21 protein-coding genes and 1 tRNA gene are annotated in these 24,789 nt (G+C 65.0%); 9 read left to right on the top strand and 13 right to left on the bottom strand.

Annotation, left to right across the window (positions count from 1 at the left end):
• Positions 1 to 106: 106 nt before the first annotated feature.
• Positions 107 to 3,607, top strand: a complete 3,501-nt coding sequence (gene mfd, locus BZF59_RS11525; protein WP_086608365.1) for a transcription-repair coupling factor — start codon at positions 107 to 109, stop codon at positions 3,605 to 3,607.
• On the opposite strand, the gene BZF59_RS11520 is transcribed toward mfd, so the two are convergent.
• Both BZF59_RS11520 and BZF59_RS11515 read right to left on the bottom strand, forming a co-directional pair.
• Positions 3,604 to 4,380 carry a transglutaminase-like domain-containing protein gene (locus tag BZF59_RS11520; protein ID WP_086608364.1) on the bottom strand — a complete coding sequence of 259 codons (777 nt, stop codon included), beginning with the start codon at positions 4,378 to 4,380 and terminating at the stop codon, positions 3,604 to 3,606. The two genes, mfd and BZF59_RS11520, sit on opposite strands and share 4 nt — an antisense overlap.
• A gap of 101 nt (positions 4,381 to 4,481) precedes the next feature.
• Positions 4,482 to 5,258 (bottom strand): EAL domain-containing protein, encoded by a 777-nt coding sequence (locus tag BZF59_RS11515; protein WP_245806128.1) that lies wholly within the window; start codon positions 5,256 to 5,258, stop codon positions 4,482 to 4,484.
• A gap of 202 nt (positions 5,259 to 5,460) precedes the next feature.
• Here BZF59_RS11515 and BZF59_RS11510 point away from each other — a divergent pair, with 202 nt between their 5' ends.
• The 5 genes from BZF59_RS11510 (at position 5,461) to BZF59_RS11490 (ending at position 8,517) form a co-directional block, all read left to right on the top strand.
• A complete protein-coding gene (locus BZF59_RS11510; RefSeq protein WP_086608362.1) occupies positions 5,461 to 6,255 on the top strand; it encodes an NAD kinase in 795 nt (264 codons plus the stop codon).
• A 203-nt stretch (positions 6,256 to 6,458) separates the two neighbouring features.
• Positions 6,459 to 6,533: transfer RNA gene (locus tag BZF59_RS11505), tRNA-Asn, on the top strand.
• Positions 6,534 to 6,839: 306 nt separating this feature from the next.
• Complete coding sequence (locus tag BZF59_RS11500; RefSeq protein ID WP_086608361.1) at positions 6,840 to 7,232, top strand: hypothetical protein; 393 nt, start codon at positions 6,840 to 6,842, stop codon at positions 7,230 to 7,232.
• Entirely contained in the window at positions 7,232 to 7,696 is a 465-nt protein-coding gene (locus BZF59_RS11495; protein ID WP_086608360.1) for a hypothetical protein, read from the top strand. Before BZF59_RS11500 ends, BZF59_RS11495 begins: the two co-directional genes overlap by 1 nt.
• The gene (locus BZF59_RS11490) at positions 7,693 to 8,517 is read left to right on the top strand and encodes an outer membrane beta-barrel protein (RefSeq protein ID WP_086608359.1); all 825 of its coding nucleotides are present in this window, start codon (positions 7,693 to 7,695) and stop codon (positions 8,515 to 8,517) included. Before BZF59_RS11495 ends, BZF59_RS11490 begins: the two co-directional genes overlap by 4 nt.
• Here BZF59_RS11490 and BZF59_RS11485 read toward each other — a convergent pair.
• From BZF59_RS11485 to BZF59_RS11465, 6 genes are all read right to left on the bottom strand, one after another.
• Complete coding sequence (locus tag BZF59_RS11485; RefSeq protein ID WP_086608358.1) at positions 8,514 to 9,842, bottom strand: mechanosensitive ion channel domain-containing protein; 1,329 nt, start codon at positions 9,840 to 9,842, stop codon at positions 8,514 to 8,516. The two genes, BZF59_RS11490 and BZF59_RS11485, sit on opposite strands and share 4 nt — an antisense overlap.
• A 19-nt stretch (positions 9,843 to 9,861) precedes the next feature.
• Positions 9,862 to 11,202: a serine hydrolase domain-containing protein gene (locus BZF59_RS11480; protein WP_086608357.1), complete on the bottom strand. Its 1,341-nt coding sequence runs from the start codon at positions 11,200 to 11,202 to the stop codon at positions 9,862 to 9,864.
• Entirely contained in the window at positions 11,183 to 12,631 is a 1,449-nt protein-coding gene (locus BZF59_RS11475; RefSeq protein WP_245806135.1) for an alginate export family protein, read from the bottom strand. The genes BZF59_RS11480 and BZF59_RS11475 overlap by 20 nt, the downstream gene beginning before the upstream one ends.
• Positions 12,632 to 13,106: 475 nt before the next feature.
• Complete coding sequence (locus BZF59_RS11470; RefSeq protein ID WP_086608356.1) at positions 13,107 to 15,017, bottom strand: DNA methyltransferase; 1,911 nt, start codon at positions 15,015 to 15,017, stop codon at positions 13,107 to 13,109.
• A gap of 245 nt (positions 15,018 to 15,262) precedes the next feature.
• Positions 15,263 to 15,754 (bottom strand): hypothetical protein, encoded by a 492-nt coding sequence (locus BZF59_RS16075; protein ID WP_143738153.1) that lies wholly within the window; start codon positions 15,752 to 15,754, stop codon positions 15,263 to 15,265.
• A 72-nt stretch (positions 15,755 to 15,826) separates the two neighbouring features.
• A complete protein-coding gene (locus tag BZF59_RS11465) occupies positions 15,827 to 16,441 on the bottom strand; it encodes a tyrosine-type recombinase/integrase (RefSeq protein WP_086608355.1) in 615 nt (204 codons plus the stop codon).
• Positions 16,442 to 16,613: 172 nt separating this feature from the next.
• Here BZF59_RS11465 and BZF59_RS11460 point away from each other — a divergent pair, with 172 nt between their 5' ends.
• Positions 16,614 to 17,549 (top strand): YeeE/YedE thiosulfate transporter family protein, encoded by a 936-nt coding sequence (locus BZF59_RS11460; RefSeq protein WP_086608354.1) that lies wholly within the window; start codon positions 16,614 to 16,616, stop codon positions 17,547 to 17,549.
• Positions 17,550 to 17,553: 4 nt separating this feature from the next.
• Here the strand turns inward: BZF59_RS11460 and BZF59_RS11455 are convergent, their stop codons facing one another.
• The 4 genes from BZF59_RS11455 to BZF59_RS11440 form a co-directional block, all read right to left on the bottom strand.
• The gene (locus tag BZF59_RS11455; protein WP_086608447.1) at positions 17,554 to 18,309 is read right to left on the bottom strand and encodes a sulfite exporter TauE/SafE family protein; all 756 of its coding nucleotides are present in this window, start codon (positions 18,307 to 18,309) and stop codon (positions 17,554 to 17,556) included.
• A gap of 29 nt (positions 18,310 to 18,338) precedes the next feature.
• Positions 18,339 to 21,104: a preprotein translocase subunit SecA gene (gene secA, locus BZF59_RS11450; protein WP_086608353.1), complete on the bottom strand. Its 2,766-nt coding sequence runs from the start codon at positions 21,102 to 21,104 to the stop codon at positions 18,339 to 18,341.
• 125 nt (positions 21,105 to 21,229) lie between these two features.
• Complete coding sequence (locus BZF59_RS11445) at positions 21,230 to 21,505, bottom strand: hypothetical protein (RefSeq protein ID WP_143738152.1); 276 nt, start codon at positions 21,503 to 21,505, stop codon at positions 21,230 to 21,232.
• A gap of 68 nt (positions 21,506 to 21,573) precedes the next feature.
• Positions 21,574 to 22,275, bottom strand: a complete 702-nt coding sequence (locus BZF59_RS11440; protein ID WP_158094303.1) for a TonB family protein — start codon at positions 22,273 to 22,275, stop codon at positions 21,574 to 21,576.
• Between the two features lie 90 nt (positions 22,276 to 22,365).
• Here BZF59_RS11440 and argJ point away from each other — a divergent pair, with 90 nt between their 5' ends.
• Together argJ and BZF59_RS11430 are read left to right on the top strand one after the other, a co-directional pair.
• Positions 22,366 to 23,592 (top strand): bifunctional glutamate N-acetyltransferase/amino-acid acetyltransferase ArgJ, encoded by a 1,227-nt coding sequence (gene argJ, locus BZF59_RS11435; protein ID WP_086608350.1) that lies wholly within the window; start codon positions 22,366 to 22,368, stop codon positions 23,590 to 23,592.
• Between the two features lie 38 nt (positions 23,593 to 23,630).
• On the top strand, positions 23,631 to 24,392 hold the full coding sequence (locus tag BZF59_RS11430) for an inositol monophosphatase family protein (protein WP_086608446.1): 762 nt from the start codon (positions 23,631 to 23,633) through the stop codon (positions 24,390 to 24,392).
• 35 nt (positions 24,393 to 24,427) lie between these two features.
• Here the strand turns inward: BZF59_RS11430 and trxA are convergent, their stop codons facing one another.
• A complete protein-coding gene (gene trxA / locus BZF59_RS11425) occupies positions 24,428 to 24,748 on the bottom strand; it encodes a thioredoxin (protein WP_086608445.1) in 321 nt (106 codons plus the stop codon).
• Positions 24,749 to 24,789: the final 41 nt, after the last annotated feature.

Below are 24,789 nucleotides of genomic sequence, written 5' to 3'. Positions count from 1 at the left end.
TTGCCTTCAAGTGCCCCGACGGCGGGCCGCCGAGAACTGCAACCCCCTCCTCGAAACGAGGTGGGGGTATTCCTGCGTTGCCACCCCTGCTGAGTGAAGTGACCCGATGCCCGATTTGAACCGCATCCTTGCGGCCCGCGATCCGCTGACCCTCGCCTCGCTCCCGCGCGGGAGCCTGTCGCTGGTGCTGGCCGATCTCGCGCGTGCGGCCAAACGCCGGGCGGTGTTCATCGCCCCCGATGACGCCGCAATGCGCGCCGCCGCAGAAGCCGCGCGCTTCTTCGCGCCCGAGGTCGAGGTGCTCGCCTTCCCCGCGTGGGACTGCCTGCCCTACGACCGCGCCAGCCCTGCACTGTCGATCAGCGCCGAGCGGCTCGCCGCGCTTCACAAATTGCAGCAACCGGGCGCGGCGCAGCAATTGCTCGTGACCACCGTCAACGCCGTGCTCCAGCGCGTGCTCACCCCCTTCCGGGTGCGCGAGAGCGTGCGCGAATTCCGGGTCGGCACCCAGATCGGGCACGAGAGCCTCGCCGCGCTGCTGGTGCGGCAGGGCTACGGCCGCACCGACACGGTAATCGACCACGGCGAATTCGCAGTCAGGGGCTCGATCGTCGATATCTTCCCCTCCTCGCTGGAGAGCGGTCTTAGGCTCGATTTCTTCGGTGACGAGCTCGAGAGCCTGCGCCTGTTCGATCCTGCCACCCAGCGCACGGTGGAGCGGATCGACAGCCACCTGCTGCTCCCCGCCTCCGAAGCGCTGCTCGACGAGGCCAGCATCAAGCGGTTCCGCGGCCGCTACCGCGAGCTGTTCGGCGCCAATGCGACGCAGGACCCGCTCTACGAAGCCGTGTCCGAAGGACGGCGGCTGGCGGGCATGGAGCACTGGCTCCCGCTATTCGAGGACAAGCTGGCGAGCCTGTTCGACCACCTCGGCAAGGACGATGTCGTCGTCATCGATCAGAGCGCACTGGGCGCGGCCGAGGAGCGGCTGACCGACATCCGCGACTATCACGAACAGCGCGGCCGAATCGCGGGCGAGAAAAAGGGCAGCTACCGCCCGCTCGCGCCTGAAGCGCTCTACCTTGCGCGCGACGAGTTCGACGCAGCGCTGGCCGCCCAACCCGCCCACCGCGCCACCGGCTTCGTCTCCGAAGAGGGCGCGGGCGTGATCGACTTCGGCTTCCGTTCGGCCCGCGACTTCGCTCCGGAACGCGGGCGCGGCGAGAATGTCTACGAGGCCGCCGCCGCGCATCTGGTTGGCGTATCATCGGCGGGTCGTAAGCCGGTCGTTGCCGCCTATTCCACCGGCAGTGCGCGGCGGATAGCGGCGATCATCGACGAGGCGGGTGCCTCCACCGTGCTTGCCGACAGCTGGCAGCAGGCGCTGGGCCTCGCAGCGAAAAAGACCACCGCAGTGGTCGTCCTCCCGCTCGAAACCGGGTTCGCCAGTGACAGCATGGAGCTGCTCACCGAGGCCGACATCCTCGGCGACCGGTTGGTGCGGCGCAAGAAAAAGCGCAAGGATTCCGACGCCTTCCTCGCCGAACTTCAGGCGCTTTCGCGCGGCGATCTGGTGGTGCATATCGAGCACGGGATCGGGCGCTATCTCGGGCTTGAACCGATCCCGGTCGGCAAGAGCAAGCACGATTGCGTCGCGCTGGAATATGCCGGCGGCGACAAGCTGTTCATCCCTGTCGAGAATATCGACGTCCTCACCCGCTACGGCTCGTCCGAACAGGCGGTAGCGCTCGACCGGCTCGGCGGCGAGGCATGGCAGCGCCGCCGCGCGAAGCTGAAGGAGCGGATCACCGCCATCGCGGGCGAGCTGATGCAGGTCGCCGCCGCGCGCGCGCTCAAGCAGGCCCCCGCCCTGCCCGCCGATCCCCAGACGCTCGGCCAGTTCACCGACCGCTTCCCCTGGTCGGAAACCGAGGATCAGGAACGCGCCATCGCCGATGTTCTGTCAGACCTCGAAAGCGGGCGCCCGATGGACCGGCTGGTGTGCGGCGATGTCGGCTTCGGCAAGACCGAGGTCGCCCTGCGCGCAGCTTTCGTGGCGGCGATGAAAGGCCAGCAGGTCGCGATCGTCGCCCCCACCACGCTCCTCGCACGCCAGCACTACCAGAACTTTGCCGAACGTTTCGCCGGGTTCCCTCTGCAAGTTGGGCGGCTGTCCCGTCTCGTGTCGTCGAAGGAGGCCGCCGAGACGCGCGAGGGGCTGGAAAACGGCCAGATCGACCTCGTGGTCGGCACCCACGCGATCCTTTCCAAGTCCACCAAGTTCAAGAACCTCGGCCTCGTCATCGTCGACGAAGAGCAGCGTTTCGGCGTCACCCACAAAGAGAAGCTGAAGCAGCTGCGCGCCGATGTGCACGTGCTGACCCTCACCGCTACGCCGATCCCGCGCACGCTGCAGATGGCGATGAGCGGGCTGCGCGAACTTTCGACCATCCAGACGCCCCCGGTGGATCGCCTCGCGGTGCGAACCTATGTGATGGAGTGGGACGACATGGTGATCCGCGAAGCCTTGCTGCGCGAACATCACCGCGGCGGGCAGAGCTTCATCGTCGTGCCGCGCATTTCCGACATGGCCGACGTGGAGGAATGGCTGCGCGAGAATGTGCCCGAGATCAAATCGGTCTCCGCCCACGGCCAGATGAGCCCCGGCGAGGTCGAGGAGCGCATGGGCGCCTTCTACGACCGCAAGTATGACGTGCTGCTTTCGACCACCATCGTCGAAAGCGGACTCGATATCCCCTCCGCCAACACGATCATCATCCACCGCGCCGACCGCTTCGGCCTCGCCCAGCTCTACCAGCTGCGCGGGCGCGTTGGGCGCGCCAAACTGCGCGCCTATGCCTATCTGACGCACGAGAAGGACGTGGCGCTTTCCGAGGTCGCGCAGAAGCGGCTCAAGGTGCTTGGCGATCTCGACAGTCTTGGCGCAGGCTTCCAGCTCGCCAGCCACGATCTCGATATTAGAGGCGCGGGCAATCTGCTCGGCGACGAGCAATCGGGCCACATCCGCGAGGTCGGCTTCGAGCTTTATCAGGCGATGCTGGAAGAGGCGATCCTTGCCGCCAAGGCGGGCGAAATGGGCCTCGAACGCCCGCGCGACAAGCTCACCCCGCAGATCACCGTCGACGCGCCGATCATGATCCCCGAGGAGTATGTGCCTGACCTTGCGGTGCGCATGGCGCTCTACCGCCGCCTCAACCAGGCCGAGGGGCAGAACGAGATCGAAAGCCTCGCCGCCGAAATGATCGACCGTTTCGGCGATCTGCCGCAGCCGACCAAGAACCTCATTCGCCTGATCGAGATCAAGCATCAGGCGGTTCAGGCCTGCATCGCCAAGATCGACGTGGGCGCGCGCGGCACGCTGGTGACCTTCCACAATGACGACTTCCCCGATCCCGCCGGGCTGATCGCCTATGTCGCGCGCCTTAACGAGGGCGGCAAGGACACCGCCAAGCTGCGCCCCGACATGAAGCTGGTGATCAACCGCGCGTGGAGCGACCCGCTGAGCCGCCTCAACGGGCTGTTCCAGCTGACCAAGGGGCTGAGCGGGGTCGTGAAAAGGGCCGCGAAGGCGAAGAAAGCGGCCTAGACTTCGCGCACCGTCACGGTCTGACTGTTCATTTCCAGCGGGCCGAAGGCGGTGAGGAAGGCGACGTCGCCGATGTCGCGGCCGATGCCGATGATGGCAATGTCCGCCGCGCTCGCCATCCCGGTCGCATCGACGAGGTGCCATGCGCCACCGAGGAATACCTCGGCCACCGCGTGAAAATCGGGCGGGCTGACACCCGGCGCATAGACGCTGGCGATGCGCGCGGGAATGTCGGCGGCGCGGGCGAGCGTGATCACGAGATGCGCATAATCGCGGCAGATGCCCTGCCGCGCGACAAAGGTATCGACCGCCGTGGTGCTCGCATCGCTCGCGCCCGGAACATAGCTGAGATGCGCCGCGACCCAATCGCGCATCGCGGCGATCTTGGCGCCGCCCTCGATGGTGCCGAATTCCTCCTCGACGAAGGTCGCCAACTGGTTCGACTGGCAATAGCGCGACGGGATCAGATAGGGCACCGCCTCGCCCGGCAGCCGGTGCGGCGGGATGATCGGCAAGCTCGCGAGATCGGCGGTCTGGCGCGTCAGGGCCACCCGCGCGCTGTAATTGACGATCAGATCACCCTCGGCGCGCAGCCAGATCCGCTCGCCCACCCCGTCCTGCGCGGGCACTCGGGAGAAATGGGATGCTGCCGGTGCGGCGATGTGCGCTTCAAGCACCGCCTGCCCGGGCAGCAGCGCGGCTTCGATCTGTACCAGCACGTCGCAGGGCTGCTCGAAGATGTAATCGAGCTGCACCTGAATTTCGAGGTTCATGCGTCTTGTTCCAATGTCGGATGAGAGGGCTGCGGAGGTGCGGCCATTGGCAGCACAAGTGATGGCGGGCGAGATTGTTTCAAACCTGCCCCGAACCCTCGCTATCCGTGCCCCATCCCCCGCGCCGTCCGCGCCAGCGCGACCACGCGCGCGCTCGGCATCGGCTGGGCGCGCAGAAAGCCTTGCCAGTAGTCGCAGCCCTCCGCCGTGATCGCTGCGCGCTGTATTTCGTCCTCGATCCCCTCGGCATAGACCGCAAGGCCCAGCGCCTTGGCGAGCGCGACGATCGCGCGCAGCACGGCGAGCGCGGTCGCATCGGCGGGCACGCCCTCGACCATTGCCTTGTCGAGCTTCAATGCGTCCAGCGGCAGTTCGCGCAGGTAACGGAAATTGCAGAACCCCGCGCCGAAATCGTCGAGCGCGGTGCGGAAACCGAGGCCGCGCAGCGCCTTCAGCGCGCTTGCCGCTTGCGCGAGATTGCGCAGCAGCAGGTCTTCAGTGATCTCCAGCATCAGCCGCTGGGGGGCGATGTCGGACTGGCCGATCAGCGCGGCGAAATCATGGGCGAAACGCGGATCGCCCAGTTCTTCGGGGGTGATGTTGAGTGATAGCGTCAGCCCCTCGGGCCAGGTGGCGGCGTCCTCCAGCGCGCGGGCGACCACGTGGCGCGAAAGCGGCGCGACCAGCGCCGCACGCTCGGCAATCGCGAACAGATCCCGCGCGCCGATCTCGCCGAGCGTCGGATGCTGCCAGCGCGCCAGCGCCTCGGCCCCCGTCACCGCGCCGCTGAGGCAGGCAAATTGCGGCTGGAACAAGACCTCAATCTCGCGCCGGTCGAGCGCGCGCAGCAGATCGCTTTCGAGCACGCCGGAGCTCACCCCCGGAAAGCGTCCGCGCGCGATCGGCCCCCGCAAGGATGTCCGGCCCTGTTCCATCAAGCTCCCTCTGCCAGGTCCCCCATAACTCTTGAACCCGCGCGTGCCTCGCATCAATTGCAATCCGAGCCGATATGGCACATCAGGGCAACCGCCTAGCACAGAGCCGGGGATAAGCGGCGGCTGGCCGGGCAGAGGGGAACCAATGGCGAGCAATGGCACCACCTACGAGCGGCTCGCGCTGCTGGCCTCGGACACCGAGCGGGCGCAGGAGGCGCGCGATGCCTTGCGCGATCAGGTCAACTGGGTGCCGCTGGCCGAGGCCGACGCGGCGGTGGTGCTGGGCGGCGATGGCTACATGCTCCAGGTGCTCCACGCGATGCTCGATGCCGGGCGTGTGATCCCGGCCTACGGGATGAATCTCGGCACGGTCGGCTTCCTGATGAACCGCTATGATAAGCGCGCCGCGATCGCCGCCAAGGTCAACAAGGCGCGCCGCTGGACGATCACCCCCTTGCGGGTCGAGGCGGTGACGCAGGATGGCGAAACCCATGTGATGAGCGCGATCAACGAGCTCTCGCTGCTGCGCGAAACGCGCCAGACCGCCAAGATCGAAGTCACCGTGGGCGACCGCGTGCGCATCCGCGAACTGGTGTGCGACGGGGTGCTGGTGGCAACGCCCGCGGGTTCGACCGCCTACAACCTCTCCGCACAGGGCCCGATCCTGCCACTCGACAGCAAGATGCTCGCCCTCACCCCGATCAGCCCCTTCCGCCCGCGGCGCTGGCGCGGTGCGATCCTGCCCGACCGGATGAAGATCATCCTGCGCGTGCTCGACCCGGCCAAGCGCCCGGTCGCGGCGGTGGCCGACCAGAAGGAGTTGCGCGACATCGCCGAAGTGCGGCTTCAAATCGCGCACGACAATGATCTCACTCTGCTGTTCGACCCGGGCCAGAGCCTCGAAGAGCGGATCGTGGCGGAGCAGTTCGTGACGGCGTGATGTGTTCCGCGCGCCATCCGGCGCGCGGTCCTCGCTAGACGCGCAGCAAAGCTGCGCCCGCTGCGGGCGCGCCGTCACGCTTGCGGTCGTCATGCGACCGATCTTAGGATGAAGGCGAGGGGCGTCGAAACCCTCTTGCAATCCGAAAGCGCCCCCCATATAGGCGCGCTTCCGCTCTTCCTTAGACCGCTTGGAAGAGTTGCTCCCCGATAGCTCAGCGGTAGAGTAGGTGACTGTTAATCACTTGGCCGTAGGTTCGAATCCTACTCGGGGAGCCATTTTACTGTAAATTTATAATTATTTTTAAGCTCTTAGGCCTTGATGGCTTAGAGTTTCCCCACACTTTTCCCCACATCACGCTAGAGAGCGTTACGATTGCGATGTCGCGGCGCGGGTTTGCATTGGTGCGCGAACGGCAGCTTTTGGGGAACGCGCGAACGCATAGAATTGGCGGGAAGTGCGTGGTTTTCTGCCTCTCCGGGCCAAAATCTCATAGGCTCGCAGCCGAACCCAAAATGGGCGTGATGCCTCGTGAAAAAGTATTTGGATCGGCATACTCTGCGGGAATTTCGACGGGAGGGAATATGAAGATCGATCATCTGCTGCTGGCGGCATGCTGCGGGCTTCTCACGCTGGCTGCCCCTGCGCTGGCTGCGCAAGAGGATACCTCGTCTGCGGATGTCGACCGGGTCGCGACCGAAGAGCAGCTCGACGAGGCGCTCAAGCGGTTCGGCTATCTCGCGGGACTGGCACGCGGCTGCGTGGTGGATGAGCAGCAGGGCGCGCTCGAACGCGAGGTGCTCGATCTCAACGGCTCGATCACCCGGCTGTTCGGGGTGGACCGGGCGTTCCTGTTCTCCTCGGCCTTCGGTTACGGCACCTCGATCGAGGTGAGCCCGGAGGAATGCATCGAAGTGATGAAAAACTACGAGCTTCGCGTGGCGAGGCATCGCGCGGCGGCGGGAGGGGTCAAGTGATGCGTCGCGCATTGCGGCTTCTCCCGCTATTCGCCTGCGGTCTGGTCGCCACCATCGCTATTCCCTCAGCTGCCAGTGCCCAGAGTTGGGAAATCCGGCAGGAAATCCGCGAAGCCAATCGCGAAGTGGCCCGCGAACGTGCCGAGGGCGCGCGGGAGATCATGCGTTGCAAGACCCGCGCCTGTGCCGAGCGCGAATATCGCGAGGCCAATCGCGAGGTCGCGCGCGAACGCCGCGAAGCGCGGCGCGAGGTCAGGCGTGAAATCCGCGAGGCCTATCGTGACCGTTGGTATCGCGGTAACGACCGTTGGTATCGCGATGGTCGCTACTGGGGCCGGGACGAATATGAGCGCCGCTACTACGGTCGTCGCGACAACGGCGGCAGCGTGCTTCCGGGCCTGCTGGTGGGCGCCGCCCTAGTCGGCGTGGTCGCCGCCATCGCCGACGGGGACGACAAGGATTGATCGCGCTGCACTTGCTCGGCGCGTCGGTTCTGGCCGCCGCTCCGCTTCCCGCAGACGAGATCGCATCGAACGAGGTTGCCGCCTCCGAGCAGCGTGAGACGCGGCCCGAAGACACGCCATCGCGGCGCGAAAACCGGGAGAAGGACTTTACCTTCATCCTCAGCCCCTATGTCTGGATGCCGGTTGTCGCTGGCAAGGTCGGCGGGACCGAGCCGGGCGCGCTCGATTTCACCATCGACACAGGCGACCTGCTGGAAGCCTTCAACTTCGGCGGCCTCATCCACGGCGAGGTGCGGCACAAATCCGGCTGGGGCGTAGCGGTCGACTACATGTTCGCCGATCTTTCGACCGGCGGCAGCATCGGGATCGGCGATCTCACCACGACGGTCGATGCCAGCATCCTCGAGGTGACGGTGCTGCGGCGGGTCGATCTGGGCGACAATGCGCTCGACCTTTACGGCGGCATACGGCGCTGGGATTCGGATGTGGTGGTCGATGTCGACATTCCGGTAATCGGCTTCGACATCCTGACCGGAGACACATGGACCGATCCGATCGTTGGGGCGCGCTACCAGCATCGCTTGTCGCGCAAATGGCAGGTGCTGGTGCAGGGCGATATCGGCGGGTTCGGCGCGGATTCGGACTTTACGTGGCACGCGGTGGCGGGAGTCGATTACACGCTCTCGCAGCGCGCGTCGGTGCAGCTGGTCTACAAGCGCCTGAGCGTCGAGCGTCAGAGCCCGCGGATCGGCGGCGGCGCGCCGGTCGATCTCGACCTGACCGTTCAAGGACCGCTGATCGGCTTCGCCTACCGTTTCTAGGCCGAGGGCAAGGCCCCGGTCAGGCGCACTTCCTGTGTCGGAAAAGGCATGGTCAGCCCGCGCGCGTCAAATGCTTCCTTCACCTGCCGGGTGAGGTCCCAGTAGACCGCGAGATAATCCTCGGCTTTCACCCATGGTCGGCAGACATAATTGACCGTGCTCGCACCAAGCTCGTTCGCGGCGACCTGCGGTGCCGGCTCGGCGAGGATCTTGGGATGCCCGGCGACGACCTGATTGATCGTGTCGAGCACCTGCTGGATCGGGTCGTCGTAGGAGGCGCCGAACACCAGATCCACCCGGCGGATGTCGCTCGCCGAGGCATTTACGATGACATTACCCCAGACATTGCGGTTGGGCACGACGATAATCTTGTTGTCCGCGGTGGCGATGGTGGTGGCGACGATACTGACCTTCTGCACCGTGCCGCTGACCCCGCCCACCTCGATGTAATCGCCCTCGTCGAACGGCTGGTTGACGAGGATCATCAGCCCGCTAGCGAGATTGCCCAGAGTGTCCTGAAAGGCGAAAGCGAGGATGAAGCTCGCCCCGCCGATCAGCGCAAACAGCGGCGTGATGTCGATATCGATCGAGGCCAGCACGAACAGCAGGCCGACGATGATGAACAACCAGAAGAACATCGTTGCGATGAAGTTTTGGAGGAGCCGCGAAAGTTGCGAGAAGCGCCCCAGCCAGACGTGCACGAAGCCGCGGGCGAACCGCGCCGCCAGCACGATCCCGCCCAAGGCCAGCAACGCGATGCCGATGCGCTTGAGCAGCGCCACCCCTCCATCGGACCGGCCGGCCCAGGTCAGCAGCGCCCCGGCCAGCGCGCCGGTGCCAGCCTGTGCGGTCTCCTCGAACAGCACGGCCTCACGATAGGCGCGCAGTTCCGCCACGCGCGCGGGATCGCCGCCTTTGCGCTCGAAGGAATCGACCGCCATCGAATATCTCGCAAGCAGGCCCGCGCGGTGCTCCACCATGCGCGCCAGACGGATAAAGCGCGGGTCGCCCGGCTTGGCGGGGTTGCGTTTGATGTCGGCTTGCAGGTCGGCGATTTCCTGCGTCGCGGCGCGGACATTGGCGAGCCAGCTATCGGTGACTTCGGCCAGTTCGGGCTTGGTCAGGGGGATGAGCAGATGCGCCAGTTCGCCCTTTGTCACGTTCGGATCGGTGACGCGTGCCGCGCTGGCCACGGCCTCTGAAAGCTCGCCGCCTGTCCGCGCTTCCGCCGATGGCGAGGCGGGAGCCTCCTGCGCCAGAACCGGCCCCGCCAGCAGCGCCAGCACAAATATTGCCAGCGCGCGTAATAGCCTGCCGGTGATCATGGTTTCGCCCTCCCGGCGGTCAGTCCTTCGTCATCAGATATTCGGCCAGCGCCTGATAGGCCGGCAACGAGGTCGGATCGATCCGGCCGTTCTGTGCGGCGGGGAAGGACGCGAACCGCACCAGCACCATTTCCGCCGTCGGATCGACATAGATCGTCTGCCCGTGCACGCCGCGCGCGGCATAGGCACCGTGCTTGTTATGGAACACCCACCATTGGCTGGTGTAGCTGCCGCCCGGAATGGTCGGGAAGCCGGCGAACTTGGCCGGATCGCCGCCCTTGGCGATGTGTTCCGTGACCTCGGCAGGGAACAGCCGCTCGCCGTTGATCTCGCCCTTGTTCAGCATCAGCTGGCCGAGCCGCCCGAGATCGCGCAAGCCCGCCGAAATGCCGCCGCCGGCAAAGGGCACGCCCTTGCCGTCGACCGTCTGATAGGCGTCCTGTTCGGCGCCCATGCGCTGCCACAGGCGTTCCGAGGCCAGGTCGGTCACCGACTTGCCGCTGACGCGCGAAATGATCCAGCCAAGCATGTCGGAATTGATCGTTTTGTAGTGGAAGGCGTCGCCGTGCTTGCCCTCCGGCTGCACCCGCTGGAGATATTCCCAGTAACCGTCCGGGCCGGAATAGCCAGCGGGCTTGGGCAGCGGGCTGGCGGCTTTCGAATAGAGCCAGATGTCGGCGTTGGGGTCGGAATAGTTCTCCGAATATTTGACCCCTGTGGTCATATCCATCACCTGACGGATGGTGGCGCTGGCAAAGGCGCTGTCGCCGATTTCCGGGATGATGTCGCGCACTCGCTTCGTCTCGTCGAGCTTGCCCTCGGCCACCAGGATCTGCGCCAGCAGGCCGGTGACCGATTTGGTCATCGACATTGCTGCGTGCTTGCCGCCCTCGTCGAGACAGCCGAAATAGCGTTCATAGACGACCTTGCCCTTGTGCAGCACAAGAATGCCGTCGGTATAATTGGCGTAGAGCGATTGCTCCCATGTCATCGGCGTCGTTCCGCCGATCGGCATGAAGGTCAGCGCGTCAATCTTGGCGCGTTCATCGGCAAAGACGCTGGGCGAGGGATAGGGCAGCGGCACCGGCGCGCCTGTCCCGCGGCTGATTTCCTCGGTCGGCAGGAATTCGCGCAGGTGGCACACCGACCAGCGCAGCTTGGGGAAGCTGAAATAGACCGAATCCGGCTGGGTGATGATCTTGTCGGCCGGCGGCGGGAAGCCCTGCATCCAGCCCATCACCCGCGGGTCGGATTCCTGCGCCGAAAGCGGCGTCTGCTGTGCCGCACCGGCAGTGGGTAACAGCGCGGCGGTCAATGCCAGCGACGAAGAAAGGGCGAGCCTAGAAATTGAAGACGACATTGACGAATCCTCCGGTCCATGCGGGCACCCCGCCCGGCACGGTGTTCTCGATCCCCTCGCCCGGCTCGGAGATGCTGAGGCCGGCAGTGAGGAACAGGTTGCGGGTGATGATCCTGCTGTATTCGAGGAACAGGTCATCCGAGACGTGGGCATCGGTGACCCCGACCACGAGGTTGGCAAGATCGCCCCCGGTGCCGAAGTCGATGCGCTCGGCCTGCCCGAATTGCAGCGGGCTGCGCAGCTCGTTCGCGCGGATGTGGTTGTAGCGCAGCGTCAGCGTGTCCTTGGGCGAGGGCTGCCCCCGCAAGGCCACCCCGTGCGAGCGGACGTTGGAATTGATGAACACCATCGATGACTTCGAGCCGGTCGACCAGGCGCTGGGCGAGCCCTCGTAGAACAGCGGGTCGAAGCGTTCGAGTTCGGGGGTGTCGGGATCGTCGCCGGAGAAGGTCTGGTAGCTGTAGGTGATCGAGGGGCGCCATTTGGCCTCGGCGAAAGTATAGCCGACCTGCACCCGTCCGGCCCAGGCTGTCATGTCGAGCCGGTCGTTCCACTGGTAGGCCCCGTCGATCGCGAAGCGCCAGTTTTCCAGCGCACCGTCCATCTTGCCGGTGGCGGCATAGAAATTGACCGTGTTGGTGCCGTCGCGCCCGCCCGGCAGGAAGGTCGGCGCGCCCACGCCGCCGGGGGCGGCCTGGATATAGGGCGTGCCGCTCTGCGTGACCGAGATGAAACTGCCGCCGACGAAACCCCCGCCGGCAAAGTCGTGGCGCAAATCGGCCCCGAAAAGCCGGTTCTCGTTGTCGATCACCGGGCGTTCGTTGGGGTTGAGAAAGAAGCCGGTGAATGCGGTGCCGCCCTTGCTGATCCGTGCGATTGCGGACATGTCCCAGGCCTTGCGCGGTCCGAACTTGAGCGCGCCAAGCTCGAAGCCGCTCGATCCGCCGCTGGCGATCAGCATGCCTGTGCCGAGCTTCAATTCGCGCGCGCCGACCGAAACGTCGAATTCCAGATCTCCGACGGCTGCGATGGTCAGCCCGACATAGGCCTCCTCGAGCGTGACAGCGCCCTGGTTGCGAAAATCGAACCCGTCGGTTCCTTCGGTGTAGGAGGCAACGCCCGAAACCTTGCCATAGGCCTTGGCCGGGCCGTCGCCGTTGGTGGTGAAACTGACCCCGGGCTTGAAATAGAATTCGAGCCACTGGGTGTCGGGATCGAAGCCCTCCTGCGGTGCGAAGGCATCCGACAGGTTCCAGAACAGGTTGGTCTCGGCCACGGCGTTGACCCCGCCCTGGATATGGGTGCGGATCGTCACCGGGCCTTCATCGACGAGCACCATCGGATCGCGCTCCTGCGCGGCCAGAGGTGTGGCGCTCGTCAAGGCGGCGCCGGCCACCGCCAAGGCATAGGCCGACCTGCCTGCCAACACCGCGCCTTGGCGATTTCGCCGGTGCTTTAGAAAGTTCATGTCGGCTTCCCACCTCCCTGCGCCCCAGCACACAAGGATTTGCCACCCTCGGCGCCATGGCAAGCAGGACATTGCCCATTTTGGGCAAGGGTCTATTGTGGACGAGGTCAAAGGTCGGAGAGTCGCATGGGGTTTTCGCAGGAAAGGTTCGGTCGGGTCTGGCCGGCGCATGTCGACGGCCTGATCGCTTTTCTCACGCGCCTGCGCGCCGCATTTAAGGGCGATCTCGATGCCGCCCTCATTATGGCGGTGGTCGGTTCGGCGGCCCTGCCGCGCGGCCGGATACCGGAAAACCTCTCGTTCAAGGCGTTCCGCATGTTGGACAGGCGCGATGCCTTCTATACCCCGCTCAACACCTTCTCGATCGCCCAGATCACCGGAATCCCGCGCGAGACCGCAAGGCGCAAACTTAAGCAGATGGCGCAGCGCGGCTGGATCAGGAGGGATGCGAAAGGCTTTTGGCACATCGAGCCGGTCGGGCGCGAGGCGCTCGAGCCGATGACCCAGTATTCCCTCGAATACCTGAACCGCATCGCTGCGCTGATTCAGGAAGGTAACAAGCCGGAATTCTGACGGCCATGCTCGGCGGGTCAGACACGGCAGCTTGGGGCTCCAGATAGTTTTCGATCACGCGGCGGCTGAATGTCTGGGTAATGCTATTTGTGGTGACAAAGCCGAACCGGATCAGCGGGCTATCTTCCGCCGCCAGAATATGCGCCGCGCGGTCCCACCATTGCATGACGAAATCGGCCGATTTGGGAACGCGCGGGTTCGCTTTCCACAGCGCCTCGGCATAGTCACCGCCAAGGCTGGAGCGAATATCCTTGCCCCCGATAAAGGGCGGGTTCCCGATGATGAAATCCGCCTCTGGCCAGTCGGGGATCATCGGGTTTTCCGTATCCGGCTCGCCCGTAGGGGTGCGGCGCAACACCGCATCAAAGCCCGCGTGCCCGCCAAAATTGATGTTGCCGAATTGCTTGAGCACCGGATCGGGCGCAGCATCGGGATTGTTATTCATGCGCCAGCGCAGCCAGCCAATCCACAGCACCAGTTCGGCAATCACGGCAGCGCGGGGGTTCAACTCCAGCCCCAGAAATTGCTGCGGCCCCACACAGGGCTCGGCATTACCCCCCAGCTGGCTGATGGTTTCCAGCACATCGCTTTCCAGCCGCATCAGGTTTTCCATCGCGACATAAAGGAAATTGCCGGTGCCGCAGGCGGGGTCCAGAATGCGCAGGGCGCACAGCCGGTCATGGAAGGCCTGCACCGCTGCCAAATCGGGCGCGCCCTCGGCGGGGTGCTGCACCGTGTCCCATTCGGCCTCCAGAACGTCCATAATGGTCGCCTGCACCAGCCGCTCCACATATGGGCGCGGGGTGTAATGCGCCCCCAACTTTGCCCGCTCGCTGGGGGTTAGGGCTTGCTCTAGCAGGGTGCCGAAAATGGCGGGTTCAACCTTTCGCCAATCCTTGCGCGCCGCCTCCAGCAGTTCGCCCCGATCGGAATTGGAGAGGCTGTAGGTCTGCGCTGATGCGAACAGGCCGCCATTGAAATAGCGCACCTCGGTGCCGATTGCCGAGGCGTAGCGCTCGCCATCGGGCTTGCCGATCACAGTCCACAGGGCGCGCAATTCGGGTTCGAAGGCGGCTTCGTTCTCCACCGCCCTTTCCAGAAATTTCGTGAAGCTGTCTTTGGGCAGCAGCCCCACATCCTCGGCAAACATGCAGAAGATAATCCGCATCAGGAAAAGGGCGGTTTCTTCGATTGCAAGGCTGCGCTCGCTATCCGTTGCCTTGTCGGTTTTGAGACGCTGCACCCGCTCCAGCCATTGCGACACGGCAGCGAGCCGCTTGGCAATGTCGCGCGACACCTCGGCAGACTTGGCGCGGGGATCGATGCTGGCAGGGTTGGTCCAGATCGCGCGGATTGTGTCCTGCACATCGGGCTCGGCGAAGCGGTGCAGTTCCAGCCGGTAGGACGTTTGATCGGGGAAATAGCCATAGCCACGCCCGTTGCCGGACCAATCGAAATAGAGTTCGAAAGCGCGGCCCACATCGCAGACAATCAGGAACGGGGGCCAAGGATGGTTCGCTGGCAGGTTGACTGCATAACGCTTGGCCTGTGCCAGCGCCTCGCGCATCAGCTTGTCATAGCGGGCACCAGAGGGCGCGGCTGGAGCGCTGTCGCCAATGTCAAACAGCTGCGCTTGCGCCTTGTCGGCTTCGCTAAGGCGGGATTGCTTGCCCTCCAGAACGAAACAGCCCTTTTTGTAAAGGTCGATCGCGCCGGTGTTGCCGCCAATACCGCCACCCGGCACCGGCCCCTCAAATTGGTAATCGGACAGCACCCCGCCCTCTGCCGGATCGGGGAGAGGGGCCTAAGGCTTGGCACATGTCATTGATGAATTGCCCGAGGTTAGCGCGCTCGGCCCCGCCGGTCACGCCGCCCCACTTGGCGATGAATTCTGATACGGTCATGTCCGGTGCGGTGCCCCTCTGGCCAAAGGCATAACCGCGCCGCTGCCAGCCGCCAAGTGACTGATAGCTTTAGTCGCAGACCCCATAGCTTAAAGGGTCGGGTTGCTCCCGAGAATCATGTTGGATGATTTTTTCCGGGAGACGCGAGTTTGCGCGTGCAAGCCCCAGAAAGAGTTCCTCGGTAAACCAAGCTATTGCCCTCAGCCTCAATGAAGTCGATCGAAGCCGAACCAGAAAGCGACAGTTTGTCCAAATTAATTCTTATACTACTATCGCTTTGAACGAGGTTACCAAGAGATTCATATGTATAACTTGTATTTATCTTCAAATAATCCTCACTAAGCTTCGATGAGCAATCACCAAGACATTTGGTCCAATTGAAACCATTTTCAGATCGCGAAACGAGACCGTCTTCATCAATGAAGAATTTCTCGGAAAATTCCTTTTCAATTAGGCTCCCATCTTGGTGGCGACCGATTTGGCTGATACTGCAATCCAAGTAGTAAGGAGCAACAGAACTGGAGCAGCCCGTCAGGCACAATATGCATCCAAGCACTAAGCCTAGCTGACGCAATACCCTTTCTCCTACCAAGGTGACCGCTTCCATTCGTCTTCAGAAATTATGTCAAGCTGTAGCAGCCTTGCCAATCACGGTCACGTTGTCCGCCACGCCAGACAGCTAGGGGGCAACGTGGCGACCCCATGCCTCCATCAGGGCGCGGCGCATGTCGCGCAGATCGCTGCGCAGATAGGCCTGTTCGGTCGCCGTGCCGACTTTGTGCGCCAGCGCCATTTCCGCCACCATCGCGGGGATGGTCGGCATTTTCTCGGCTGCCCAATCCCTGAAAGAAGAACGGAAGCCGTGCACGGTTTCTGTCCGGCCCGCGCTGCGCATAGTTTGCGAAAGCGCCATGTCGGTAAGCGGCTTGCCTCGCAGGCCTCGGAAAATCAGGCCCTCGCGCATATCCTCGGGGGTGTAGGCTTCCAGCAGCGCCACCGCCGCATCGGACAGGGTAACGACATGGGGGCGTTTCATTTTCATCAGTTCGGATGGCAGGGTCCAAGTGCGGGCCTCCAGATCAATCTGTTCCCAAGTCGCTTGCCGCGCCTCACCAGAGCGGGCCGCTGTCAGGACAGCGAACAGCAGCGCAGATCGGCCCGCCGCGTTACCTTTGGCATACCCGGCTTTGCGTTTCTCACCTTGGCGACCGTCAGCTTGCCCATATCTTTCCCCACTTTCTTCCCCACACTTTAGGGCGATTGTGAGCGATTGGCAGTGGCCAATAGCGAACAAGGGTCGTGATTATCCCTTTCTATTTCTTTGAGATTTGCGGTTGTCTCTGGCTGCCACTGGATGCGCATTTTGATTCTACTCGGGGAGCCATTTTCCTGACCTTTCAGACAATCGCCGCCACTAGCGGCAGCGCGCATTGCATCGCGCCTCGCACCCGTTAATCCTTCGCAGCGTGCTGCCGCTCTCAACCACCGCCCTGCTCTTCTTGATCGGCTATTCCAGCCAGCGCAGCGGCGTGTGCATGCTGCGCGCGGTGCGTGAAGTGATCGAGCGGCGGCGGGTCCACCGGCTTGCGGGCTTCACGCTGGCGGCGGCGATGGCGATGGTGGTGATGGCGCTGGCCGGGCTCGGCGGCGCGCGGCCCTTCGCAATGATCCCCGGCACTGCGCCCGACGCCATCGCGGTGGCGGGCGGTGTGCTGTTCGGGCTGGGATCGCTGCTGAGCGGCTACTGCGCAATGGGCACGCTGGCCGCGCTGACCGCAGGCGACCTGTCGCGCATGGCGACGATCGCGGCGATGTTCGCGGCGGCGCTGCTGCTCGGGCCGGAGATGTCGAGCGCCGCGCTGATGCTGCCGCCGCGCGCAATCGCACCCTCGCCACTGGTGGGCCATGCCGGGGTGGCGCTGGCGGTGGGCGGGATGCTGGCCGTGCTGGCGACCGGCTACATCCATCGCCGGATCGGCTGGCGAAGCCCGCGCGGCGGATGGTCGCCGCTGATCGCGATGGGGCTGATCGGCGGCGCCTCGGGCCTGCTGTTCGCGGCGGACCGCAACTGGGTTTACACCAGTCGCATCGCCGATCTCGCCTATGGCAGAAGCGCGCTGACGCTGGCAGTCTGGGCCGGACCGCTGGTGCTGCTTGCAGGGATGACGATTGCGGCGATAACCGGCGGGATGTTTCGGCTGCGCAAGGGTTCCCGGAGCGATTGGGCCCGCGCGACAAGCGGCGGTCTGCTGATGGGCGCAGGCGCGACGCTGGTGCCGGGCGGGAACGACACGATGCTGTTCACCGGGGTGACACTGCTGCTTCCCAATCTGCTGCTGGCCTATGCCGCCTTCGTCGCGACGCTGTTTGCCGCGCTGATGATCCGCCGCGCGCGCGGTTGAGGCCTCAAACCCCGGCGAGCAGGCGCACACCCACCACCAGCACCAGCAGCGCAGTCAGCCAGCGGATCCATTGGGGCGGCAGCAGGCGCGCGGCCATCAGGCTCCCCACCTGCCCGCCGATCACTACGGCGACCAGCAGCGGCAGCGCCGCGCCTATCGCTGCGCCGAACAGGTCGGGGCCGTTCTTGAGCATCTGCCCGGCGAGGCCGAACAGCGAGTTGACGAGGATGAACAGGCTCGCCGTCGCCGCAATCCCGCGCGGCTCGTGCCAGCGGGCGAGATGCAGCAGCGGCGCGAGGAAGATCCCCCCGCCGATCCCCACCAGCCCGGCAAAATAGCCCAGCGGTACGGCGGCGAGCGGCATCCAGCGGGCCGCGCGCGTCGGCGTGCCGTCGGCTGTTTCGCGCACCGGGATCAGCATGGTCAGCGCCGTCAGCACCAGGCTTGCGCCCAGTAGCGTGAGGAAGGTCGCCTCCCTGATCGGCGTGAGCCCCCCGGCAAAGCTCGCCGGAGCGCCCAGCGCCACGATCAGCAGCGCCTTCCGCCACGGGGTCACGCCGGCGCGGGCGAAGCGGATGCTCCCGCCCGTCACCACCACGATATTGCAGGCGAGGCTGACCAGCGGCAGCAGGCGATAGTCGAGCCCTGACAGCGCCAGCAGCGCCGAATAAGTCGACCCGCCGCCGAAGCCGACACTGGCGTAGAGCAGCGCCGTCACCCCGAAGGCGAGTGCGAGCAGCACCGGCACCGCCCCGATCATCATCGCCGCCTAGCCCCCCGGCGCTTGCGTCAGACGACCGCGCGCGAGCCCGCGATGGCGCCGTGGCAATGCTTGTACTTGTTGCCGCTGCCGCACGGACACTGCGCGTTGCGGCTGATGTCGAGATTGGCGTAGGGGTTGTCGGTGTTCGCCCCGCCCGGCCCGCTCGCGGCGCGCGGACTACCGGCGAGCGAGCCGAACAGTTCGGGGCGAAGCTCCGACCCGTCGCCATCGGCCGAATTGTCGAGGCCCGTCAGCGGGTCGATGTGGCCAGTAAGGAAATCGGGCAATTCGGGCAGCGCCTCCACCGGCGGCTGCTCGATCCTGAGCTCCGCGCGAACCAGGAACTTGGTGACTTCCTCGCGCAGCGTATCGAGCATCGTCTCGAACAGCGCGAAGGCCTCCTGCTTGTATTCGTTGATCGGCTGCTTCTGGGCGATGCCGCGCATCCAGATCACCTGCCGCAGCGCATCCAGCGTGGCGAGGTGTTCCTTCCAGTGGTGGTCGAGCTGGCGCAGCAGCACGTCCTTTTCGACCATGCGCCAGATCGAGGCGTCCGTCTCGCTCATCTTGGCATTCATCATCTCGTCGGTCAGCGCGCGCAGCTTTTCCTCGAGCAGCTCAGGTTCGACCTCGTCCTCAGAGAGCCAGTCGTCGATCGGCGGCTGGAAGCCGAACAGATCCTCGCAGCGCGCCTTCAATCCGGTAATGTCCCATTGCTCGGGATAGGAGCCCGGAGGGCACGCCGCGCCGACGATGGTGTTGATCGTGTCGTGGCGCATGTCGACCACGACGTCATCGACAGCCTCGGAATCCATGATCTCCGCGCGCTGTTCGTAGACCACCTTGCGCTGGTCGTTCATCACGTCATCGTATTGCACGACCTGCTTGCGCATGTCGTAATTGCGCGCCTCGACCTTCTTCTGCGCGGTCTCGATTGCCTTGGAGAGCCACTTCGAGCCGATCGCCTCGCCATCGGCGAGGTTTGAATTCATCATCTTGGAGAACAGCGTGTCGGGGCCGAAGATGCGCAGCAGATCGTCTTCCAGACACAGGTAGAAGCGCGACAGGCCGGGGTCGCCCTGACGGCCCGAGCGGCCGCGCAGCTGGTTGTCAATGCGCCGCGATTCGTGGCGTTCGGTGCCGAGCACGAACAGGCCGCCCGCCTGCTTCACGCGCTCTTTTTCCTCGGCGACTTCGGCCTTGATCCGGGCGATGGCGGCATCGCGCTCGGGGCCTTCGGGCATGTCGTCTAGCTCGTCGGCGATGCGGTATTCGACATTGCCGCCCAGCTGGATGTCGGTTCCGCGGCCCGCCATGTTGGTGGCGATGGTCACCGCGCCGTAGCGCCCGGCCTGCGCAACGATGCGGGCTTCCTGTTCGTGGAAGCGGGCGTTGAGCACCGCGTGCTTCACGCCTTCCTTGTCGAGATATTCGCTCAGCAGCTCGCTCTTCTCGATCGAGACCGTGCCGACCAGCACCGGCTGGCCGATCGCCTGCTTGTCCTTGATCGCACGGGCGATGGCCTGAAATTTGTCGGCGGTGTTCTTGTAGAACTCGTCTTCCTCGTCGATGCGCGCGACGGGCAGGTTGGTCGGGATCTCGACCACGCCGACCTTGTAGATGTCCCAGAATTCCGCCGCTTCGGTCGCGGCGGTGCCGGTCATGCCGGACAGCTTGGGATACATGCGAAAATAGTTCTGGAAGGTGATCGAGGCGAGCGTCTGGTTCTCGGGCTCGATCCGAACGCCCTCCTTGGCCTCGACCGCCTGGTGCAACCCGTTCGACCAGCGGCGGCCATCCATCATGCGGCCGGTGAATTCATCGATGATGATGACCTTGCCGTCCTTGACGATGTAATCGGTGTCGCGCTTGCGCGTGAAGTTGGCAGCCAGCGCCTGATCGAGGTGATGGACGACCTGCGTGTTCTCGACATCGTAGAGGTTGTCGGTCGCCAGCAGCTCCTTTTCGGCGAGGATGCGCTCGACCTCGTCGAGGCCCTCTTCGGTCAGCTGGACGCGCTTGGTCTTCTCGTCGATGTCGAGCCAGTCGCGCGGGATTTCGCGCGCGACCTGATCGAGCTGGACGTAAAGCTCGCTCTTGTCCTCGGTCGGGCCGGAGATGATCAGCGGGGTGCGCGCCTCGTCGATCAGGATCGAGTCCACCTCGTCGACAATCGCGAAGTTGAAGGGCCGCTGCGCCATCTGCGAGCGTTCGTGCTTCATGTTGTCGCGCAGGTAATCGAAGCCGAATTCATTGTTCGTGCCGTAGGTGATGTCGGCGTTGTAGGCATCGCGCTTGAACTCTTCGGGCATATTGGGGACGATCACGCCCACCGTCAGGCCGAGCCAGTTATACAGCCGCCCCATCTCCGCTGCGTCGCGCCGGGCAAGGTAATCGTTGACGGTGACGACGTGGACGCCCTTGCCTTCCAGCGCGTTGAGATAGACCGCAAGCGTCGCCATCAGGGTCTTGCCCTCGCCGGTGCGCATTTCGGCGATCTCGCCGCGGTGGAGCACGAGGCCGCCGATCAGCTGCACGTCGAAGTGCCGCATCCCGAACACGCGGACCGAGGCTTCGCGCACGGTGGCGAAGGCTTCGGGCAGGATTTCATCGAGGGTCGCGCCCTTGTCGATCAGGGCGCGCAGCTTGGCGGTCTGGCCTTGCAGCTCCTCGTCGGAGAGCGGCTGGATCTGCGGCTCGAGCGCGTTGACCTCGGCGACGATCTTACGCGCGGCCTTGATGTAGCGGTCGTTGGCCGATCCGAACAGCGACTTGGCGATAGTGTTGAACATGGCAAATCAAACCTTTGCTGGGCATGACGGCCCGCTTACGGGCCTGACACCAAATTGGGGAGAGACGCGCGCGGCCAGACAGGCTCGGCGCGCCGAAAAGCACGGGTGAGAATCGATACGCGCGCCTATTCGTAGGCGCGTTCGATCCCCATCAAGACCGGCAGGCGCAGCGAGTCCGGCGTGGCCGGGCGGCTTTCGGGCGCTTCGACCTCGCGGCTTTCATGCACCGTAGCAGGCACGGGCTGCACAGCGACATGCTCCGCGCCCTGCGTCTCGTCCCCGGCAGCCGCCGCAATGCTGGTTCCGCACGCCAGCGCTTCAACCAGCGACGCGTTCGCCGGGCCGCCAAGGGCGACAAGGCCCGTGATGAGGGCCAGAAAAGCAAGAAAGCGCCGGGTCATAGTGCGTGCTAGATAGGGATTCCGCTTGCGTTCGTCCACCAGCATAGTGCGACAAGCTGTGCGGAAGCTTAATCCTCCGCCTGCGCGGTGGAAACAGGGGTGACATCGGCCGAGACGGTCATCGTCACCTCGCGCGCCACGGGGCGCCCCTCGGCATCCCGGTAAGGCACGCCCCGCCCTCGCGTGCTGCCCGGACAGGGGCGGCGATCAAGCGACCTTTGCATGTCGTCGGGAAGCGTGCCGGAAGTCTCCAGCACCCTGCAATCGCCGATCTGCCCGCGCTCGTCGACGGTGAAGGCGACTTTGAACGCGAAAGGCTCGGCGAATTCGGGCTGGTCGCGGTGCCAGTCGGCCTCTGCTGAATAGGTGCCCGGAATGGGCGTGCCGTCGGGCTTCTGCGCGGGCTTGAACCGCGCGCGCTCCAGCAGCAGTCGGCAGGTTTCGGCCTCCAGCGTCGGGGAGACGGTGCTGGCGGTGATCTTGCAATCGGTCGGCTTGCCTTCCGCATCAACCGCCAGCGTGTATTCCACGGTGCCCGCCTCGCCCTTTTGCCACGACTCAATCGGGTAATCGGCATTGGTCACCCAGCCAGACCAGGACCCGTCCGGACGCGGCTCGCTTGTGTCCCGATAGGCCGGAAAGGCGGGAGGCAGCGTGCGAACCTCGACCGGCAGTTGAACCCTTGGCACGGAGGGCTGGGGCTCCTGTGCGGCAAGCGGCAGGGTGAAGGCGGCGCCGGCAGCAACGGCGAGCAAGATGCGAAAATTCATGCAGTGGGTCTCTATCATCCGTCGCCGGTCGCGCAAACCGACAAAGCGGGCGATTGCAGCGCTTACGATTGGCGATTACGGGCGAGGCCCATGGATATCGCACGCTCCCCCCTCGCCCGCCCCTTCCCCGATCTGCCTGCCATCGCCGGCGTGACGCTGCGTGTGGCGCGGGCGCGCTATAAGGCGTGGGATCGCTGCGACCTGACCTTAGCCGAGCTGGCGGAGGGGACGAGCGTCGCGGGGGTCTTCACCAAAAGCGCCTGCGCGTCGTCCGAAGTCGAACTGGGCCGCGCCAATGTCGCGCAGGGACGCGCGCGTGCGCTGGTGGTCAATGCGGGCAACTCCAACGCCTTTACGGGGTATCGTGGGCGTGAGGCGGTCGAGGCTATCATGGCGCAGGTGTCCGAGGCTTTGGCCTGCCCGCGCGAACAGGTGTTCGTCTCCTCGACCGGCGTGATCGGCGTGCCGCTGCCCAAGGACAAGGCGCAGGCCGGGATCGCCGCCGCGCTGGAGGCCGAGCCCTGCGGCTGGGAGGATGCCACCAACGCCATCGGCACCACCGACACCTTCGCCAAGGGCGCGGGCGCCTCGGCGATGGTCGGCGGGACGCGCGTCGAACTCGCCGGGATCATCAAGGGCAGCGGCATGATCGCCCCCGACATGGCGACGATGCTCGGCTATATCTTTACAGATGCCGCGGTCGCCCCGGCCTTCCTGCAAGAGGCGCTCGATCGCGCCAATGCGGCTACCTTCAGCTGCATCACGGTCGATGGCGACACCTCGACCAGCGACACGGTGATGGTCTTCGCCACCGGCAAGGCCGACAATGTGGCGATCGAAAACTGGGACAGCCCCGGCGCCGATGCCTTCGCCGCCGCGCTCTCCGACGTGTGCCGCAATCTTGCGCAGTTGGTGGTGCGCGACGGAGAAGGCGCGCAGAAATTCATCACCATCCGCGTCTCAGGCGCAGTCAGCGATGACAGCGCGCGCCGTGTCGGCCTCGCCATCGCCAACTCGCCGCTGGTGAAGACCGCGATTGCGGGCGAGGATGCCAATTGGGGCCGCGTCGTTATGGCCGTGGGCAAGGCGGGGGAACCGGCGGACCGCGACAAGCTCTCAATCGCCTTCGGCGGCGTTTGGGCCGCGCGCGACGGCTTGCCGGTGGAGGATTACGACGAGGCCCCGGTCGCCGCGCATCTCAAGGGCGAGGCAATCGACGTCGCGGTGGAGCTCGGGCTTGGCGATGGCCGCGCAACGGTGTGGACCTGCGATCTCACCCACGGATACATCGCGATCAACGCGGATTATCGGTCGTGAGCGAACTCTCCGCGCTCGACGCCGAAATCCGCGACCTGATGCGCTTTGCCGCGCAGCGCTCGATGTTGCCGCGCTTCCGCCAGCTGTCCGCGCACGAGGTCGAGATGAAGGGCAAGGACGATCCCGTCACCATCGTCGACCGCGAGGTCGAAGCCTTCCTCACCGAAGCGCTGACGAAGCTCGCCCCCGGCGTTGCCGTGGTGGGCGAAGAGGCCGTCCATGCCGACAAGGCCGTGCTCGATCATCTCTCGGGCCAGTGCTGGATCATCGACCCGCTCGACGGCACGGCGAACTTCGCGGAAGGCAAGGAGCCCTTCGGCATCATCGTCGCGCTGGCCGACGCGGGCGAGGCGGTGGCGGGGTGGATCTACGACCCCAACAAGGACCGCTTCTGCCACGCGCGGCGCGGCGAAGGGGCTTTCGTCGATGGACAGCGGATTGCCGCGCGTACCACCGGCCAGCAGCCGCCGGTCACCGCGGTCAGCCGCATCTTCCTCACCCCCGAGCAATCGGCGATGGTCGATGCAAAACTCGCCCCCCACTACACGCTGGTCGACATCCCGCGCTGCGCCGCCGAGCAATATCCGCGGCTCGCGCTGGGCGAGAACGACATTTCGAGCTTCAAGCGCACGCTGGCATGGGACCATGCGGCGGGCGTCTTGTGGCTCAACGAAGCGGGCGGCAAGGCCGCGCGGCTCGATGGCAGCGACTACCGCGTCGACCAGCACGACGCGCCCGGCCTCATCGGCGCATCATCGCCTGCGATCTGGGACGAATTCGTAGGCCGGGTGCTCGATTGACGTCATCCCGGGTCAAGCCCGGGACGACGCCTGCCTCACAGTTCGCTTTCGAGCCACGCCTTGAGCGCACCCTTGGGCGCGGCGCCCAACTTCTGCGCGACCGGCTGGCCGTTCTTGTAGAGCACCATCAGCGGGATCGACTGCACGCCGATCTGGGTCGCGGTGTCGGTGTTTTCCATGATGTCCATCTTGGCGATCTTGACCTTGCCCGCCAGCTCCTCGCTGATCTCCTCCAGCGCGGGGGCGATCATCTTGCAGGGGCCGCACCATTCCGCCCAGAAATCCACCAGCACGGGGGTATCGCTGTCGAGCACATCGCTCTGGAAGCTGGCATCGGTGACGTTGACGGTGGCCATTTCATATCTCCTTTTGCCCGCGACCATAGAAGCGCGGCGGG

Origin of the sequence: Erythrobacter donghaensis, from assembly GCF_002155425.1 — a bacterium.
GTDB classification, from domain to species: domain Bacteria; phylum Pseudomonadota; class Alphaproteobacteria; order Sphingomonadales; family Sphingomonadaceae; genus Erythrobacter; species Erythrobacter donghaensis.
Note: the sequence above shows the minus strand (reverse complement) of the source record. Positions and strands in the feature narration are given on the sequence as shown.